We start from the raw sequence: 16,948 nt of genomic DNA, 5'->3' as shown, positions 1-16,948 counted from the left end.
GCGGTCACGGAGACCGACATCAACTGGCGTCCGGCTCCGACGCGATCGTCATCGGCTTCAACGTGCGCGCCGAAGGCCGTGCCACGCAGATGGCCGAGCGCGAGGGCGTCGACGTCCGGTACTACTCGGTCATCTACCAGGCGATCGAGGAGATCGAGGCGGCCCTCAAGGGCATGCTCAAGCCGGAGTACGAGGAGGTCGAGCTCGGTACCGCGGAGATCCGCGAGGTCTTCCGCTCGTCCAAGCTCGGCAACATCGCGGGTGTGCTCATCCGCTCCGGCGAGGTCAAGCGCAACACCAAGGCGCGCCTCATCCGCGACGGCAAGGTGGTCGCGGAGGACCTCAACATCCAGGGTCTGCGCCGGTTCAAGGACGACGTCACCGAGATCCGCGAAGGCTTCGAGGGCGGTATCAACCTCGGAAACTTCAACGACATCAAGATCGACGACGTCATCGCGACGTACGAGATGCGCGAGAAGCCGCGCGGCTGATCAAGCGCGTGACTGCCCGCGCGTAGCACGGTGCACCCGAGAGGGCGGCCGGGCGACACGCGGGACCGGGGCCGGTCGGCGGAATATTTCCGTCGATCGGCCCCGGCCGTTCCGTGTACGGTTCGAAATGACACGAACGCCCCCGGCTCACGCCGGGAGGTGCCCCTAAGGCCCCGCGGGTGGCTTGACCCGTCTTGCATGTACGTAGGGACGCTGTCCTTCGACCTGCTTCTCGGCGACGTACGGTCGCTGAAGGAGAAGCGCTCCGTCGTCCGCCCGATCGTCGCCGAGCTGCACCGCAAATTCGCGGTGAGCGTCGCGGAGGTCGGGGACCAGGATCTGCACCGCAGGGCACCATCGGCCTGGCGGTGGTCTCCGGGGACACGGGGCATCTCACGAAGTCATGGACCGCTGCGAGCGCATGGTCGCCGCACGGCCCCGAAGTGGAACTGCTGTCGGTACACCGACCGGCTGCACGGCGACGACGACTGACCCGGGGACCGGGCAGGCCGCCGCCGGTGGAAGCACAATTGTGGAAGAAAGAAGGAGAAGGACCAGTGGCCGACAATGCGCGGGCGAAGAAGCTGGCGGACCTCATCCGGGAGGTGGTCGCCAGAAGCTGCAGCTGCGGAATCAAGGACCCCGCGGCTCGTTCGCACGTGACCATCACGGACACCCGGGCTCACCGTGCGACCTGCGGGAGGCTACGGTCATTCTAACGGTCTACGGCGATGACGAGGAGCGGGCCAGCGCGCCGCCGGGCTGGAGAGCGCCAAGGGCTCTGCGCTCCGCGGTCGGGGCCGCGGCGGGGACCAAGTCACGCCCACCCTGGCCTCGTGCCGGACGCCCTGCCGGAGAACGCCAAGACGATCGACGACTCTGCTGGACAAGGCACGGGCCTCGGTACGCCAAGTTGGCGCGAGGTCTCCTCGGGCGCGAGGTACGCCGGCGAGGCCGACCCCCGTACCGCAAGCCGGGCGAGGATCGACGACGAGGGCACCGCGGCAGAATGAAGCGTGAGAGCAACAAGCCCCATCCAGAGGGGCGAGCGCGAGCGCTCTCCGGCAAGGGTGGTGTGGGGCGACGGGCGGGCCTTGTCATCGTCGACAAGCCGGCCGGCTTCACTTCGCACGACGTGGTGGCGAAGATGCGCGGTATGGCGCGCACCCGCCGGGTCGGGCACGCCGGCACCCTCGACCCGATGGCGACGGGCGTGCTCGTCCTGGGCATCGAGCGGGCCACCAAGCTGCTCGGCCACCTCGCGCTGACCGAGAAGGAGTACGTCGGCACGATCCGGCTCGGCCAGACGACGATCACCGATGACGCCGAGGGCGAGCTCATCACGTCGAAGGCGGCGCACGGGCTCGCCCGCGAGGACATCGACGCGGTGGTCGGCCGGCTGTCCGGCGCGATCATGCAGATCCCGTCGAAGCGTCAGGCGCCATCAAGATCAACGGCAAGCGGTCTTACTCACGGGTCCGCGACGGCGAGGACGTGGAGATCCGGCCCGGCCGGTCACCGTCTCCTCGTCGTGGTGCACTCCGCGCACGAGCGCGAGGCCGAGGACGGCACCCCTGGTGACCGATCTGCTGGTCTCCGTCGAGTGCTCGTCCGGTACGTACATCCGCGCCCTGGCCCGCGACTTGGGGGGGGACTCGGGGTCGGCGGTCATCTGACGGCGCTTGCGCCGCACCCGCGTCGGCCCGTACAAGCTGGACCGGGCGCGCACCCTCGACCAGCTCAGGCCGCCGTGGACGACCCCGAGGGGGACGGCCTGCCGGTCATGGCCGCTCGGGGACGCGGCCGCCGCGGCGTTCACCCGCTGGGACGTGCCCGAGGCACAGGCCCGGCTGCTGCTCAACGGCGCACGGATCCCGATGCCGCTGGTTCGAGGGCACCGGCCCCGGTCGCGGCGTTCGGACCGGACGGCCGGTTCCTCTGCACTGGTGGAGACACAGGGCGGGAAGGCGAAGAGCCTGCGGTGTTCGCGGTCTGAGGGCCGTGACCGACACTCCTGGGCCGGGCCCGGCGGCGCGACAAGCGCCCCGGGCCCGGCCTTTTGCCTGCCGTACGCGGTCGTCGGCGGGCGCCCCGGGGAGGCGGGTGGGGCCTCCGGCTGCCCGGGGCGCCCGAGGCCCCACCGGCCTCCGGCCCGCCGGACGGAGACGGACGTGGGCCGGGTCGCCCCTCCCCGCCCGTCGTCTCGATCGGTGTGGTTCCGGACATTCACTCCATTCGGTGAGGCGCTCGAAGTGACTCAAGGCGTGGAGGGGGGCGCGTTGGAACGGGTCCCTGTCGAGACGATCACCGCCTGCTTACCGTTCTGAGGACGGACAGGCGAGAGGACCGGCGATGGCATTGCTGGAATGCCGATGCGGACACGGCACTGGTGCGGATCCGCGATCTGGCAGGTCGGACGCGCACTGGTACGGGGTTCCTCGCGGACCACGACGGCACCGTGATCACCAGCCACGAAGCGGTGGACGGGGCGGCACAACTGGTGCTGCAACCCATGGCGGACGGCGCGGGGAAGCGGCGCGGCCGGGGGCGGCGGATGGACGTGCGTGGTGGCAGCAGACGCCCTCCACGCCCCTTCCGGAGGCCGGGCTCGCCCTCGTCAAGGCCGGCGATTTCGGGCCACACCGGCTCGTGCCGCTGCCCATCGCCGCGGGCCGCCCGGACCGGGCACCGCGGCACGGCTGTGGGCGGGCGGCTGGCTGGACGGCACGATCGTCGGGCGGGCTCCGGGGTGATGTACACGGCCACCCAGCGCGTCCATCTCCTCGACGAAACGCTGGAGCTCGGCCTGTGCGCCGGGGGCCGGGAGGCGCTGCGGCTGGGCGGCCCCGCGGTCGGCGGGCCGGTGCTGGACGCCCGGACCGGCGCGGTGCTCGGGGTCCTCGGCACCGCCGCTGCACCCCCAGGCCCCCGGCCGCCCCCGGGCGGGGGAGCCCTTCGGGCGCCGGGCGGGCGGCTTCGCGATTCCGCTGCGCGCGGTCGCCGAAGCCGCGCCCCTGGGCGCCCTGGCCGCGCTGCTGGAGCGCAACGCGGCGACCGTTCCCGCCTATGGCAGCGAGCTGAACCCGGCCGGTGCGCGGCATCTTGCCGAGGTGTCGATGGGCTCCGCCGAGCGGCCGCGGCTGTGGCGCGAAGCGGTTCGAACGGCCGGAGGTGGCCGCGGAGTCACCCGCTTCGGGGCGCGCCACGGGACGGCAGAGGCGTGCGTGCTGGGACTGGTGGGGGAGCCGGGGTCCGGGCGGAGCACGGAGCTGGCCGGGCTCGCGGCCCGCCGGGCACAGGGCCCGGACGCCCGCCCCGACCGTCTGGCCTGCGCGGTGCGGAGCTGCGGTCCGGCGACGACGGGGTGCGCACGGCCGTGGAGCGCGCCTGCGGTCCGCCGGCCGGATCGTCGCCGGGGCGGGCGTACGGCCGGTGACCCGGCGGACACCACCGCCCAGGGCGTGGCACGGGCGGCTGTCCGCGGCCGGACGTCCGCTGCTGGTGCTCCTCGACGGGCCGGAGGAGATGCCGTCGGCCCTGGCGCAGGGGGAACGGCTCGCCGAGTGGACCGCGGCGAGCGCCGACTGGCTGTGCGGCGCCGGGGCGCGGCTGGTGATCGCCTGCCGCCCCGAGTACTGGAGCGGGCCGGTGCGCTCTTCCCGCCCGGCCTGCTGCACCGGCCGCTGCGCCCGGCCCCCGCGCTGCCCCCCTGCGTGGAACTCGGCGACCCTTCCCGAGGAGGCGGCGGAGCGTGCCCGCGCCCGCTACGGCCTGCCGCCCGGCGCACCGGCCGCGCGGGACGCCCGTCATCCCCTGGCGCTGCGGCTGCTCGCGGAGGTCGGCGCGGCGCTCCCCAAGAGCGGTGCGGCCGGGAGGGGAGTCGACGAGCCGGCCGGCCTCGGCTGCACCCGACCGCCACCCAGATCTTCGACGCCCACCTGGACCTGGTGTGCCTGCGCATCGCCGTACGGCTCGCGGCCGCCCACCGGCCCGAACTGCGCGGCACCGCCGTACGCCGGCTGGCCGCCCAGGTCGCCGGCCAGGTGCACGAGGCGGCTCGGCGCGCTCTCGGCCCCGGGCCGGGCGCGCTGGACCGTGCCTCCTTCGAGGAGGTGTTCCCGCGGGAGCCCGGCTGGGCCGGTGCGGTGCTGGCCGAGGGCCTGCTGGTGCGGGCCGGCACCGGATACCGCTTCGCCCACGAGGAGTTCGCGGAGTGGCTGCAGGGCGCCCATGTCGACCTCGACCTGCTGCCCGTCCCCGGACACCGCGTCGGACCGGCCGTCCAGGCCCTGCTGCTGCTCGGCAGGCGGGAGGGGACGGTGCAACTGACCTTCAGGCTGGCCGAGTTGGTTGCCGATGGCGACCGCCCCCGCGGCCGGCCCGGCGGCCGCACGCGCCGTGGACGGCCGCTGGTGGGCCGCGCATCTGCTGTCCGGCGTGCTGCGCCGGGTCCCCCGACGCGAGGCCGTACACGGGCGTGCTGCGGCTGCTCGCCGACCGGATCACGGACCGGTCCCTGCGGGCGGGCGGCTTCGGACACCGGGCCTGGAGGGCGTTCGGGCCGTGGTTCTGGGAGCGGCTGCACTGACCGACGAGACGGAGGGATATGCATGCGCCGCCTGCTGCCGGCGGACGGACCTCCTGGTGGGGCGGCCGCGGCGCGTGGCGGGCGTGCGGCCAGGCGGGACGGGCAGGCGTGGGGACGGGGGCTGCGGGGTGGTGTGGCGGCCGGTGGGGCGGATGGTGCGGTGTCGCGGTCCGTGTGGGTGCCGTCGCCGGCCGGGCCGGTGTCGTCCGGGGCGGTGTCGTCCGGACCGGTGCTGTCCGGATCGTCGCCGCTTCCGGGGCGGTGCCGTCTGGATCGGCGTCGTCCGGACCGCGTGTCGCCGCGGTCCGAGCTGCCGTGGGGTCCGGCGGCCCGCTCTCGCTGCCCGTGGCAGCTCGGACCCGGCGACACCGGCGGACGACGCGATCCAGACGGCACCGCCCCGGACGGCGACGATCCGGACAGCACCGGTCCGGACGACACCGCCCCGGACGACACCGGCCCGGCCGGCGACGGCACCCACACGGACCGCGACACCGCACCATCCGCCCCACCGGCCGCCACCCCCCGCAGCCCCCGTCCCCACGCCTGCCCGCCCGCCTGGCCGCACGCCCGCCACGCGCCGCGCCGCCCCACCAGGAGGTCCGTCCGCCGGCAGCAGGCGGCGCAGCAGATCCATCCGGTCCTCGTCGGTCAGTGCCAGCCGCTCCCAGAACCACGGCCCGAACGCCTCCAGGCCCGTGTGTCCGAAGCCGCCCGCCCGCAGGGACCGTTCCGTGATCCGGTCGGCGAGCAGCCGCAGCACGCCGTGTACGGCCTCGCGTCGGGGACCCGGCGCAGCACGCCGGACAGCAGATGCGCGGCCCACCAGCGGCCGTCCACGGCGCGTGCGGCCGCCGGGCCGGCCGCGGGGGCGGTCGCCATCGGCACCAACTCGGCCAGCCTGAAGGTCAGTTGCACCGTCCCCTCCCGCCTGCCGAGCAGCAGCAGGGCCTGGACGGCCGGTCCGACGCGGTGTCCGGGGACGGGCAGCAGGTCGAGGTCGACATGGGCGCCCTGCAGCCACTCCGCGAACTCCTCGTGGGCGAAGCGGTATCCGGTGCCGGCCCGCACCAGCAGGCCCTCGGCCAGCACCGCACCGGCCCAGCCGGGCTCCCGCGGGAACACCTCCTCGAAGGAGGCACGGTCCAGCGCGCCCGGCCCGGGGCCGAGAGCGCGCCGAGCCGCCTCGTGCACCTGGCCGGCGACCTGGGCGGCCAGCCGGCGTACGGCGGTGCCGCGCAGTTCGGGCCGGTGGGCGGCCGCGAGCCGTACGGCGATGCGCAGGCACACCAGGTCCAGGTGGGCGTCGAAGATCTGGTGGCGGTCGGGTGCACCGAGGCCGGCCGGCTCGTCGACTCCCCTCCCGGCCGCACCGCTCTTGGGGAGCGCCGCGCCGACCTCCGCGAGCAGCCGCAGCGCCAGGGGATGACGGGCGTCCCGCGCGGCCGGTGCGCCGGGCGGCAGGCCGTAGCGGGCGCGGGCACGCTCCGCCGCCTCCTCGGGAAGGTCGCCGAGTTCCACGCAGGGGGGCAGCGCGGGGGCCGGGCGCAGCGGCCGGTGCAGCAGGCCGGGCGGGAAGAGCGCACCGGCCCGCTCCCAGTACTCGGGGCGGCAGGCGATCACCAGCCGCGCCCCGGCGCCGCACAGCCAGTCGGCGCTCGCCGCGGTCCACTCGGCGAGCCGTTCCCCCTGCGCCAGGGCCGACGGCATCTCCTCCGGCCCGTCGAGGAGCACCAGCAGCGGACGTCCGGCCGCGGACGCCGCCCGTGCCACGCCCTGGGCGGTGGTGTCCGCCGGGTCACCGGCCGTACGGCCCGCCCCGGCGACGATCCGGCCGGCGGACCGCAAGGCGCGCTCCACGGCCGTGCGCACCCCGTCGTCGCCGGACCGCAGCTCCGCACCGCGCAGCCAGACGGTCGGGGCGGCGTCCGGGCCCTGTGCCCGGCGGGCCGCGAGCCCGGCCAGCTCCGTGCTCCGCCCGGACCCCGGCTCCCCCACCAGTCCCAGCACGCACGCCTCTGCCGTCCCGTGGCGCGCCCCGAAGCGGGTGAACTCCGCGGCCACCTCCGGCCGTTCGACCGCTTCGCGCCACAGCCGCGGCCGCTCGGCGGAGCCCATCGACACCTCGGCAAGATGCCGCGCACCGGCCGGGTTCAGCTCGCTGCCATAGGCGGGAACGGTCGCCGCGTTGCGCTCCAGCAGCGCGGCCAGGGCGCCCAGGGGCGCGGCTTCGGCGACCGCGCGCAGCGGAATCGCGAAGCCGCCCGCCCGGCGCCCGAAGGGCTCCCCCGCCCGGGGGCGGCCGGGGGCCTGGGGGTGCAGCGCGGTGCCGAGGACCCCGAGCACCGCGCCGGTCCGGGCGTCCAGCACCGGCCCGCCGACCGCGGGGCCGCCCAGCCGCAGCGCCTCCCGGCCCCCGGCGCACAGGCCGAGCTCCAGCGTTTCGTCGAGGAGATGGACGCGCTGGGTGGCCGTGTACATCACCCCGGAGCCCGGCCCGACGATCGTGCCGTCCAGCCAGCCGCCCGCCCACAGCCGTGCCGCGGTGCCCGGGTCCGGGCGGCCCGCGGCGATGGGCAGCGGCACGAGCCGGTGTGGCCCGAAATCGCCGGCCTTGACGAGGGCGAGCCCGGCCTCCGGAAGGGGCGTGAGGGCGTCTGCTGCCACCACGCACGTCCATCCGCCGCCCCCGGCCGCGCCGCTTCCCGCGCCGTCCGCCATGGGTTGCAGCACCAGTTGTGCCGCCCCGTCCACCGCTTCGTGGCTGGTGATCACGGTGCCGTCGTGGTCCGCGAGGAACCCCGTACCGCGCGTCCGACCTGCCAGATCGCGGATCCGCACCAGTGCCGTGTCCGCATCGGCATCCAGCAATGCCATCGCCGGTCCTCTCGCCCTGTCCGTCCTCCGAACGGTAAGCAGGCGGTGATCGTCTCGACAGGGACCCGTTCCAACGCGCCCCCCTCCACGCCTTGATTCACTTCGAGCGCCTCACCGAATGAGTGAATGTCCGGAACCACACCGGATCGAGACGACGGGCGGGGAGGGGCGACCCGGGCCCACGTGCCGTCTCCGTCCGGGCGGCCGGAGGCCGGTGGGGCCTCGGGCGCCCCGGGCAGCCGGAGGCCCCACCCGCCTCCCGGGGCGCCCGCCGACGACCGCGTACGGCAGGCAAAAGGCCGGGCCCGGGGCGCTTGTCGCGCCGCCGGGCCCGGCCCCAGGAGTGTCGGGTCACGGCCCTCAGACCGCGAACACCGCCAGGCTCTTCGCCTTCCCGCCCTGGTTCTCCACCAGTGCGAGGAACCGGCCGTCCGGTCCGAACGCCGCGACCGGGCCGGTGCCCTCGAACAGCGGCATCGGGATCCGTGCGCCGTTGAGCAGCAGCCGGGCCTGTGCCTCGGGCACGTCCCAGCGGGTGAACGCCGCGGCGGCCGCGTCCCCGAGCGGCATGACCGGCAGGCCGTCCCCCTCGGGGTCGTCCACGGCGGCCTGGAGCTGGTCGAGGGTGCGCGCCCGGTCCAGCTTGTACGGGCCGACGCGGGTGCGGCGCAGCGCCGTCAGATGACCGCCGACCCCGAGTCCCTCCCCCAAGTCGCGGGCCAGGGCGCGGATGTACGTACCGGACGAGCACTCGACGGAGACCAGCAGATCGGTCACCGGGGTGCCGTCCTCGGCCTCGGCCTCGTGCGCGGAGTGCACCACGAACGAGGAGACGGTGACCGGCCGGGCCGGGATCTCCACGTCCTCGCCGTCGCGGACCCGTGAGTACGACCGCTTGCCGTTGATCTTGATGGCGCTGACCTTCGACGGGATCTGCATGATCGCGCCGGACAGCCGGCCGACCACCGCGTCGATGTCCTCGCGGGCGAGCCCGTGCGCCGCCTTCGACGTGATGAGCTCGCCCTCGGCGTCATCGGTGATCGTCGTCTGGCCGAGCCGGATCGTGCCGACGTACTCCTTCTCGGTCAGCGCGAGGTGGCCGAGCAGCTTGGTGGCCCGCTCGATGCCCAGGACGAGCACGCCCGTCGCCATCGGGTCGAGGGTGCCGGCGTGCCCGACCCGGCGGGTGCGCGCCATACCGCGCATCTTCGCCACCACGTCGTGCGAAGTGAAGCCGGCCGGCTTGTCGACGATGACAAGGCCCGCCCGTCGCCCACCACCACCCTTGCCGGAGAGCGCCTCGCGCTCGCCCCTCTGGATGGGCTTGTTGCTCTCACGCTTCATTCTGCCGCGGTGCCCTCGTCGTCGTCCTCGCCCGGCTTGCGGTACGGGTCGGCCTCGCCGGCGTACTCGGCGCCCGAGGAGACCTCGCGCACCTTGGCGTCCGAGGCCCGTGCCTTGTCCAGCAGGTCGTCGATCGTCTTGGCGTTCTCCGGCAGGGCGTCCGGCACGAAGGCCAGGGTGGGCGTGAACTTGGTCCCCGCCGCGGCCCCGACCGCGGAGCGCAGGATGCCCTTGGCGCTCTCCAGCCCGGCGGCGGCGCTGGCCCGCTCCTCGTCATCGCCGTAGACCGTGTAGAAGACCGTAGCCTCCCGCAGGTCGCCGGTGACCCGGGTGTCCGTGATGGTCACGTGCGAACCGAGCCGCGGGTCCTTGATTCCGCGCTGCAGCTTCTGGGCGACCACCTCCCGGATGAGGTCCGCCAGCTTCTTCGCCCGCGCATTGTCGGCCACTGGTCCTTCTCCTTCTTTCTTCCACAATTGTGCTTCCACCGGCGGCGGCCTGCCCGGTCCCCGGGTCAGTCGTCGTCGCCGTGCAGCCGTCGGTGTACCGACAGCAGTTCCACTTCGGGCCGTGCGGCGACCATGCGCTCGCAGCGGTCCATGACTTCGGTGAGATGCCCCGTGTCCCCGGAGACCACCGCCAGGCCGATGGTGGCCCTGCGGTGCAGATCCTGGTCCCCGACCTCCGCGACGCTCACCGCGAATTTGCGGTGCAGCTCGGCGACGATCGGGCGGACGACGGAGCGCTTCTCCTTCAGCGACCGTACGTCGCCGAGAAGCAGGTCGAAGGACAGCGTCCCTACGTACATGCAAGACGGGTCAAGCCACCCGCGGGGCCTTAGGGGCACCTCCCGGCGTGAGCCGGGGGCGTTCGTGTCATTTCGAACCGTACACGGAACGGCCGGGGCCGATCGACGGAAATATTCCGCCGACCGGCCCCGGTCCCGCGTGTCGCCCGGCCGCCCTCTCGGGTGCACCGTGCTACGCGCGGGCAGTCACGCGCTTGATCAGCCGCGCGGCTTCTCGCGCATCTCGTACGTCGCGATGACGTCGTCGATCTTGATGTCGTTGAAGTTTCCGAGGTTGATACCGCCCTCGAAGCCTTCGCGGATCTCGGTGACGTCGTCCTTGAACCGGCGCAGACCCTGGATGTTGAGGTCCTCCGCGACCACCTTGCCGTCGCGGATGAGGCGCGCCTTGGTGTTGCGCTTGACCTCGCCGGAGCGGATGAGCACACCCGCGATGTTGCCGAGCTTGGACGAGCGGAAGACCTCGCGGATCTCCGCGGTACCGAGCTCGACCTCCTCGTACTCCGGCTTGAGCATGCCCTTGAGGGCCGCCTCGATCTCCTCGATCGCCTGGTAGATGACCGAGTAGTACCGGACGTCGACGCCCTCGCGCTCGGCCATCTGCGTGGCACGGCCTTCGGCGCGCACGTTGAAGCCGATGACGATCGCGTCGGAGCCGGACGCCAGGTTGATGTCGGTCTCCGTGACCGCACCGACGCCGCGGTGCAGCACCCGGATGTCGACCTCTTCGCCGACGTCGAGCTGGAGCAGCGAGGACTCCAGGGCCTCGACGGAACCAGAAGCGTCACCCTTGATGATGAGGTTGAGCTGCTGGACCTCGCCGGCCTTGAGCACCTTGTCCAGGTCCTCGAGGGACACCCGGCGGGTGCGCTTGGCGAAGGCGGCGTTGCGCTCGCGCGCCGCGCGCTTCTCGGCGATCTGACGGGCCGTACGGTCCTCGTCGACGACCAGGAAGTTGTCGCCGGCGCCCGGGACGTTGGTCAGACCCAGGACCAGGACGGGGGTCGACGGACCCGCTTCCTCGACGTTGTTGCCCTTGTCGTCGAACATCGCACGGACTCGGCCGTACGCGTCGCCGACGACCATCGTCTCGCCGACGCGCAGCGTGCCGCGCTGGACCAGGACGGTCGCCACGGCGCCGCGGCCACGGTCGAGGTGGGCCTCGATCGCGATGCCCTGCGCGTCCTGCTCCGCGTTGGCGCGCAGGTCGAGCGAGGCGTCCGCGGTCAGGACCACGGCCTCGAGCAGCTGCTCGATGTTCAGACCCTCACGGGCGGAGATGTCGACGAACATGGTGTCGCCGCCGTACTCCTCGGCCACCAGACCGAACTCGGTGAGCTGGCCGCGCACCTTGGTCGGGTCGGCGCCCTCGACGTCGATCTTGTTGACCGCGACCACGATCGGCACGTCGGCCGCCTTGGCGTGGTTCAGGGCCTCGATCGTCTGCGGCATGACACCGTCGTTGGCCGCCACCACGAGGATCGCGATGTCGGTCGACTTGGCACCACGGGCACGCATGGCGGTGAACGCCTCGTGACCGGGGGTGTCGATGAAGGTGATGCGCCGCTCTTCGTCGTTGACCTCGGTCGCGACCTGGTAGGCACCGATGTGCTGGGTGATGCCGCCGGCCTCGCCCGCAATGACGTTCGTCTTGCGGATCGCGTCGAGCAGTCGGGTCTTACCGTGGTCGACGTGACCCATGACGGTCACCACCGGCGGACGCGCGACGAGCATGTCCTCGCCGCCCTCGTTCTCACCGAAGTCGATGTCGAAGGACTCGAGCAGCTCGCGGTCCTCCTCCTCCGGGCTGACGATCTCGACGACGTAGTTCATCTCGTCGGCGAGCAGCTGGAGGGTCTCGTCGGAGACCGACTGGGTCGCGGTGACCATCTCGCCGAGGTTCAGCATGACCTGGACCAGCGACGCCGGGTTGGCGTTGATCTTCTCGGCGAAGTCCGTCAGCGAGGCACCGCGCGACAGGCGAACCGTCGCACCGTTGCCGCGGGGCAGCATGATGCCGCCCACCGACGGGGCCTGCATGGCCTCGTACTCCTGACGCCTCTGCCGCTTCGACTTGCGGCCACGACGCGCCGGACCGCCGGGACGGGCCGAACGCACCCTGCGTGCCACCACGGCCACCGGGGCCGCCGGGACGCCCACCGAAGCCGGGACGACCGCCGAAGCCGCCGCCACCACCGGGACCGCCGCCACCGGGACGACCGGCGAAACCGCCGCCGCCACCCGGACGACCGCCGCCGCCACCACCGGGACGACCGGCGAAACCGCCGCCGCCACCCGGACGACCGCCGCCGCCACCACCGGGACGACCGGCACCGCCGGGACCGCGACCGCCGCCACCGCGGGGCCCGGACGCGGGCCGGCAGCGGACGCTGCGGCATCATGCCGGGTTCGGGCGGGTTACCGCCGCCCACCGCCGGGACGCGGGGCGCCACCGGGAGCGTCACCCTGCGGACGGGCATACCACCGGGGGTGTGGACGCGCGCCGCCCTGACCGCCACTGGGGACGGGGACCGCCCTGGCCGCGCCCTGCGGACGCGGACCGCCGGGACCTACCCTGGCCGCCGGGACGCGGGGCGCCACCGGACGGGGGGCCTGCGGACGGGCCGATGCCCGTGGGAGCCCGCCGGACAGTGAACGTGTTTGTTTGCCCCGGACGGGGGCCGGAGGGACGGCCACCGGGACGCGGGGCCGGACGCTCGCCACCGGGAACGCGCGACGGCGGGGCGGCCGGACCGCTGCCGCCACGGGGGACGCGGGGCCGGGGGCACCGGGACGGGGAGCCGACTGGCCGGCGGCGGGAGCGGCCGGCGCGGACGGCGGAGCCTGGAACTCGGCTGCGCGGGGGCGGCCGGAGCGGGCTTTGGTGCCGCGGGCGCGCCGGGTTGGGGCGCGAGGCCCGGGTGGGCCGGCGGCGGGGAGTGCGCTTGGGAGCCACCGGTGCCTCGGGGGCCTTCGGTGCTCGGGGGCTGCCGGAGCCGCGGGGCCAGGCTTGGGGGCGCCCGGCTTCGGTGCAGCAGGACGTTCCCCCGCTGCCTTGGGGGCAGGGGAGGTGCCCCCGGCCTGCGCCGGAGACGGCGCGGATCGCTTCTGCGGGGGTCCGACTTGCGCGGCGCTGCGGGCTTCCGGCGGCGCGACCATTGCCGCTGCCTGCCTGGAAAGCGTCGGTCAGCTTGCGAACAACCGGCGCCTCGATCGTCGAGGACGCCGAACGGACGAATTCACCAAGTTCTTGGAGCTTGGCCGATGACGACCTTGCTCTCAACGCCGAACTCCTGGCGAGTTCGTATACCCGGACCTTAGCCCACTTCGCTCCTTCTAGGTCCGGGTTGTCCACCGGACCGTCGCTACTTCATGGGCGTACTCATCGCGTACTCATCGAGTGCTCATCGCAATCTCGACCTACTTCCGACTCGCGAGGTACTGACCGCACGGTTTTCCGTGCGCTGTGCGTTTCTTGCTGCTGTGCGTTATTGCAACGGCGGCTGCTCGACGGGCGTCCGTTCGATGAACCGACGCAAATCCGTCGTGTCGAACGGTCCCCGGGCCCGGTAGGCCCGGTTGAACGCCCGGCGGCGAACCGCCAGGTCGAGGCAGACCAGTGTCGGGTGCACGTAAGCACCCCGGCCGGGCAGCGTACCGCGAGGATCGGGGGCACACTCACCCTCGATCTCCACGATGCGCAGCAAATCGCCCTTGGCCGCTCGCTCCCGGCATCCCAGACAGGTTCGCTCAGGGCATGCGCGGGCATGCGTCCGGCCAGACACTGCTTAAGTCTACCTCCCCGCGCCGGCCCGACCCCGATGGGGTAAAGGCGGAACGGCTGCTCAGAATTCCGGTCGGAGCGCCGCGGCACCACCGATTTTCGGGTGCCGCGGCGCCGCCGCCCCTCCGGGACGGCCTCAGTCCTGCGGTGCGGGCTGCTCGGTGTCCGGACGGATGTCGATCCGCCAGCCCGTGAGACGGGCGGCGAGCCGGGCATTCTGCCCTTCCTTGCCGATGGCCAGTGACAGCTGGTAGTCGGGGACGGTGACCCGGGCGGAGCGTGCCGCCAGGTCCACGACCTCGACCTTGCTGACCCGGGCGGGCGACAGCGCGTTCGCCACCAGCTCGGCCGGGTCGTCCGACCAGTCCACGATGTCGATCTTCTCGCCGTGCAACTCGGCCATCACGGCGCGCACCCGGCCGCCCATCGGGCCGATGCAGGCACCCTTGGCGTTCAGGCCGGAGCGGGTGGACCGTACGGCGATCTTGGTGCGGTGGCCGGCCTCGCGGGCGATGGCGGAGATCTCCACCGAGCCGTCCGCGATCTCCGGGACCTCCATGGCGAAGAGCTTCTTCACCAGATTGGGGTGGGTGCGCGACAGCGTCACGGACGGGCCGCGGACGCCCTTGGCCACCCGTACGACGTACGAGCGCAGCCGGGTGCCGTGCGCGTAGTCCTCGCCGGGGACCTGCTCCTGCACCGGCAGCATGGCCTCCATCGGGCCGATGTCCACCAGCACGTTCTTGGGGTCCTTGCCCTGCTGGACGACGCCGGTGATGACGTCGCCCTCACGCCCGGCGAACTCGCCGAAGGTGATCTCCTCCTCGGCGTCCCGCAGCCGCTGCAGGATGACCTGCTTGGCGGTGGTCGCCGCGATCCGGCCGAAGCCGGAGGGAGTGTCGTCGAAGTCGCGGGGCTCGGCGCCCTCCTCCAGGTCCTCCGGGTCCTCCTTCGCCCACACCGTCACATGACCGGTGTTGCGGTCCAGCTCGACCCGCGCCCGACGGCGGCTGCCCTCGGTGCGGTGGTATGCGATGAGGAGGCCGACTCGATCGCCTCGACCAGCAGGTCGAACGAGATCTCCTTCTCCCGCACCAGTCCCCGCAGGGCACTCATGTCGATATCCACGGCTACGCCTCCTCCTTGTTCTCGTCGTTCTCGTCGATCTTCTCGTCCTGCTGTGCGTCACGCTTGTCGGACTTGCGGTTGAACTCCAGCTCGACACGCGCCTTGGCGATCTCGTCGAAGGAGACCCGACGGGCGGTCGGCTTACGGCCCTTGACGCCCGGCACCTCGAGGTCCAGCCCGGATTCGTCGACCGCGATGATCCGCGCCACCAGCTCGCCGGCGCCTGCCTCGGCGGTCAGTTGGGCCTTGATCAGGCGGCCGACGGCGCGGCGGTAGTGCCGCAGCTCGGTCAGCGGGCGGTCGGCGCCGGGAGAGGTGACCTCGAGGGTGTACGGGGCGCCGCCCATCACATCGGAGTCGTCCAGGACCTGCGAGGCCTCTCGGCTCAGCTCGGCGCACTCGTCCAGCTGGACGCCCTCGTCGGAATCGACCACGATCCTCAGCACCCGCCGCTTGCCTGCCGGTGTCACCTCGATCTCTTCCAGATCCAGGTCTCGCGCGGCGACGAGCGGTTCAAGCAATCCGCGCAGCCTCTCGCTCTGGGTGGTGCTCATCCGGGTGACTCCTCGGCCGCGTGTGCTGTTGTGGGTGGGTCGTGTGTCGGGTCAAAGCCTATCGGTTCCGGCGGGGTACTGACGATTCGGTGGGTGGTCACGGATACTCTCGCCTGCGGTGATCACTACGAAAGGACCCCGGGAAGTGCAACGTGCCGAAAGTGGCGCTCACGCGCAGAAGGACCCTGCTGGCCGGCGCCGCCCTCGGGGGCGTGGCGCTGCTGACGGGCTGCTCCGAGGACTCCGGCCCCGACCGGACCGAACACTCCTCCGCCGCCGAGCGGCTGCGCGAGCGCTCCGCCCGCGACAGTACGACCCTGCTGGCGCGCTACGACGCGACGCTGGCCGCGCATCCGTCCCTGGAGCCGCGGCTGCGCCCGCTGCGCGCCGAAGTCGCCCGGCACGCCGAGGCGTTCGGCAAGGACCGGGCTGCCCCCTCCCCCGAGGGTGACGCCTCCGACGGCCCGGCGCGCGAAGCCGGTGCGCCCGCGTCCGGACCCGCGCCGCACGGCTCCCAGCGGCCGTCCGGTCCCCAGGTCCCCCGGGACGAACGGGCCGCACGTGCGGCGCTGGCCGATGCGGAGCGCAAGCTCTCCGACGTCCGCACCAAGGCGCTGACCGGCGCACCCCCGGAGTTGGCCCGGCTGCTCGCCTCGGTCGCGGCGGCCGGTGCGGCACATGCGTATCTTGGCGGAGCGGGCCGGATGACGGGTCCGGCGGCACCGCGGAGGGCAAGGACCGGCGAAGGGGCGTGCGCATGAGGACCACAGCAGTTCACGGCAGGAAAAGCCGCGCGGACGCGGACAGCGGGCACGACGAGCTGACGGCGGTACAGGCGGCACTGGCCGCCGAGCATGCGGCGGTCTACGGCTACGGCGTGGTCGGCGGCCGGATCGCCGGGGACCGGCGCAAGGAGGCCCAGGCGGCGTACGACGGGCACCGTGCGCGCCGCGACGCGCTGCGCCGCGTGGTGCGCGACCTGGGCGGTACGCCGCGGGCCTCGGCCGCCGCCTACGAACTGCCCTTCCCCGTTCCGGACGCGGCCGCCGCGGTCCGGCTGGCGGCGGAGCTGGAGGACCGGCTGGCCGCCGTCTACGCGGATCTCGTACGGGCCGGCGGCGCGGCCCGGCGCACGGAGGCGGCGGCCGCGCTGCGCGAGGCGGCAGTGCGGGCGGTGCGCTGGCGCGGCAGCGGCGTAGCCTTCCCTGGGCTCGTGGAGCGGGCCGCGGCCGCCACTCCGTCCGGCGGCGCGAGCGCCTCCGCGGGCGCGCTCTGAACGACCGGCCGCGGTGCGGTCACGGCCCGAGGAAGGGGACTGCTCAAGCATGGCAACGGCACCCATCGAACCGCCGCAGCGGTTGGTGAGTTCGCTGA

General features: G+C 73.5%; 8 protein-coding genes and 7 pseudogenes. 6 read left to right on the top strand and 9 right to left on the bottom strand.

The features are described from left to right. From Scani_RS39735 to truB (Scani_RS41565), 4 pseudogenes are all read left to right on the top strand, one after another. Window positions 1-491 (top strand): annotated as a pseudogene (locus tag Scani_RS39735) (translation initiation factor IF-2); the annotation flags it as partial. Between the two features lie 198 nt (window positions 492-689). After that, window positions 690-983, top strand: a pseudogene (locus Scani_RS39730) (DUF503 domain-containing protein). Between the two features lie 65 nt (window positions 984-1,048). Beyond that, window positions 1,049-1,504 (top strand): annotated as a pseudogene (locus Scani_RS39725) (ribosome-binding factor A). Window positions 1,505-1,566: 62 nt separating this feature from the next. Next, window positions 1,567-2,470: pseudogene (gene truB / locus Scani_RS41565) on the top strand (tRNA pseudouridine(55) synthase TruB); the annotation flags it as partial. A 1,827-nt stretch (window positions 2,471-4,297) separates the two neighbouring features. Here truB (Scani_RS41565) and Scani_RS40200 read toward each other — a convergent pair. The 9 genes and pseudogenes from Scani_RS40200 to rimP all read right to left on the bottom strand — a co-directional run bounded on the left by Scani_RS40200 (window position 4,298) and on the right by rimP (window position 15,574). After that, window positions 4,298-4,816: a hypothetical protein gene (locus Scani_RS40200; protein WP_167538232.1), complete on the bottom strand. Its 519-nt coding sequence runs from the start codon at window positions 4,814-4,816 to the stop codon at window positions 4,298-4,300. Window positions 4,817-5,665: 849 nt separating this feature from the next. Next, window positions 5,666-7,956 (bottom strand): annotated as a pseudogene (locus tag Scani_RS39715) (hypothetical protein); the annotation flags it as partial. 360 nt (window positions 7,957-8,316) lie between these two features. Beyond that, entirely contained in the window at window positions 8,317-9,300 is a 984-nt protein-coding gene (gene truB, locus Scani_RS39710) for a tRNA pseudouridine(55) synthase TruB (RefSeq protein ID WP_246295454.1), read from the bottom strand. Beyond that, a complete protein-coding gene (gene rbfA, locus Scani_RS39705) occupies window positions 9,297-9,749 on the bottom strand; it encodes a 30S ribosome-binding factor RbfA (protein ID WP_159469587.1) in 453 nt (150 codons plus the stop codon). The genes truB (Scani_RS39710) and rbfA overlap by 4 nt, the downstream gene beginning before the upstream one ends. Before the next feature lie 65 nt (window positions 9,750-9,814). Beyond that, window positions 9,815-10,108, bottom strand: coding sequence for a DUF503 domain-containing protein (locus Scani_RS39700; protein WP_159469589.1), 294 nt, complete (start codon window positions 10,106-10,108; stop codon window positions 9,815-9,817). 198 nt (window positions 10,109-10,306) lie between these two features. Then, window positions 10,307-13,463: pseudogene (gene infB / locus Scani_RS39695) on the bottom strand (translation initiation factor IF-2). Window positions 13,464-13,596: 133 nt separating this feature from the next. Then, on the bottom strand, window positions 13,597-13,893 hold the full coding sequence (locus tag Scani_RS39690) for a YlxR family protein (RefSeq protein WP_159469593.1): 297 nt from the start codon (window positions 13,891-13,893) through the stop codon (window positions 13,597-13,599). A 135-nt stretch (window positions 13,894-14,028) separates the two neighbouring features. Next, window positions 14,029-15,020 (bottom strand): annotated as a pseudogene (gene nusA / locus Scani_RS39685) (transcription termination factor NusA). Window positions 15,021-15,022: 2 nt separating this feature from the next. Beyond that, on the bottom strand, window positions 15,023-15,574 hold the full coding sequence (gene rimP / locus Scani_RS39680; protein ID WP_159469597.1) for a ribosome maturation factor RimP: 552 nt from the start codon (window positions 15,572-15,574) through the stop codon (window positions 15,023-15,025). Window positions 15,575-15,735: 161 nt separating this feature from the next. On the opposite strand from rimP, the gene Scani_RS39675 reads away from it, so the two are divergent. Continuing rightward, a complete protein-coding gene (locus tag Scani_RS39675; RefSeq protein WP_159482905.1) occupies window positions 15,736-16,335 on the top strand; it encodes a hypothetical protein in 600 nt (199 codons plus the stop codon). Further along, complete coding sequence (locus tag Scani_RS39670; protein WP_159469599.1) at window positions 16,332-16,850, top strand: ferritin-like domain-containing protein; 519 nt, start codon at window positions 16,332-16,334, stop codon at window positions 16,848-16,850. Before Scani_RS39675 ends, Scani_RS39670 begins: the two co-directional genes overlap by 4 nt. Window positions 16,851-16,948 lie beyond the last annotated feature (98 nt).

Source organism: Streptomyces caniferus, assembly GCF_009811555.1.
GTDB lineage: Bacteria > Actinomycetota > Actinomycetes > Streptomycetales > Streptomycetaceae > Streptomyces > Streptomyces caniferus.
The sequence above is the reverse complement of the archived record's forward strand: the minus strand, read 5'-3'. Positions and strand labels throughout refer to the sequence as shown.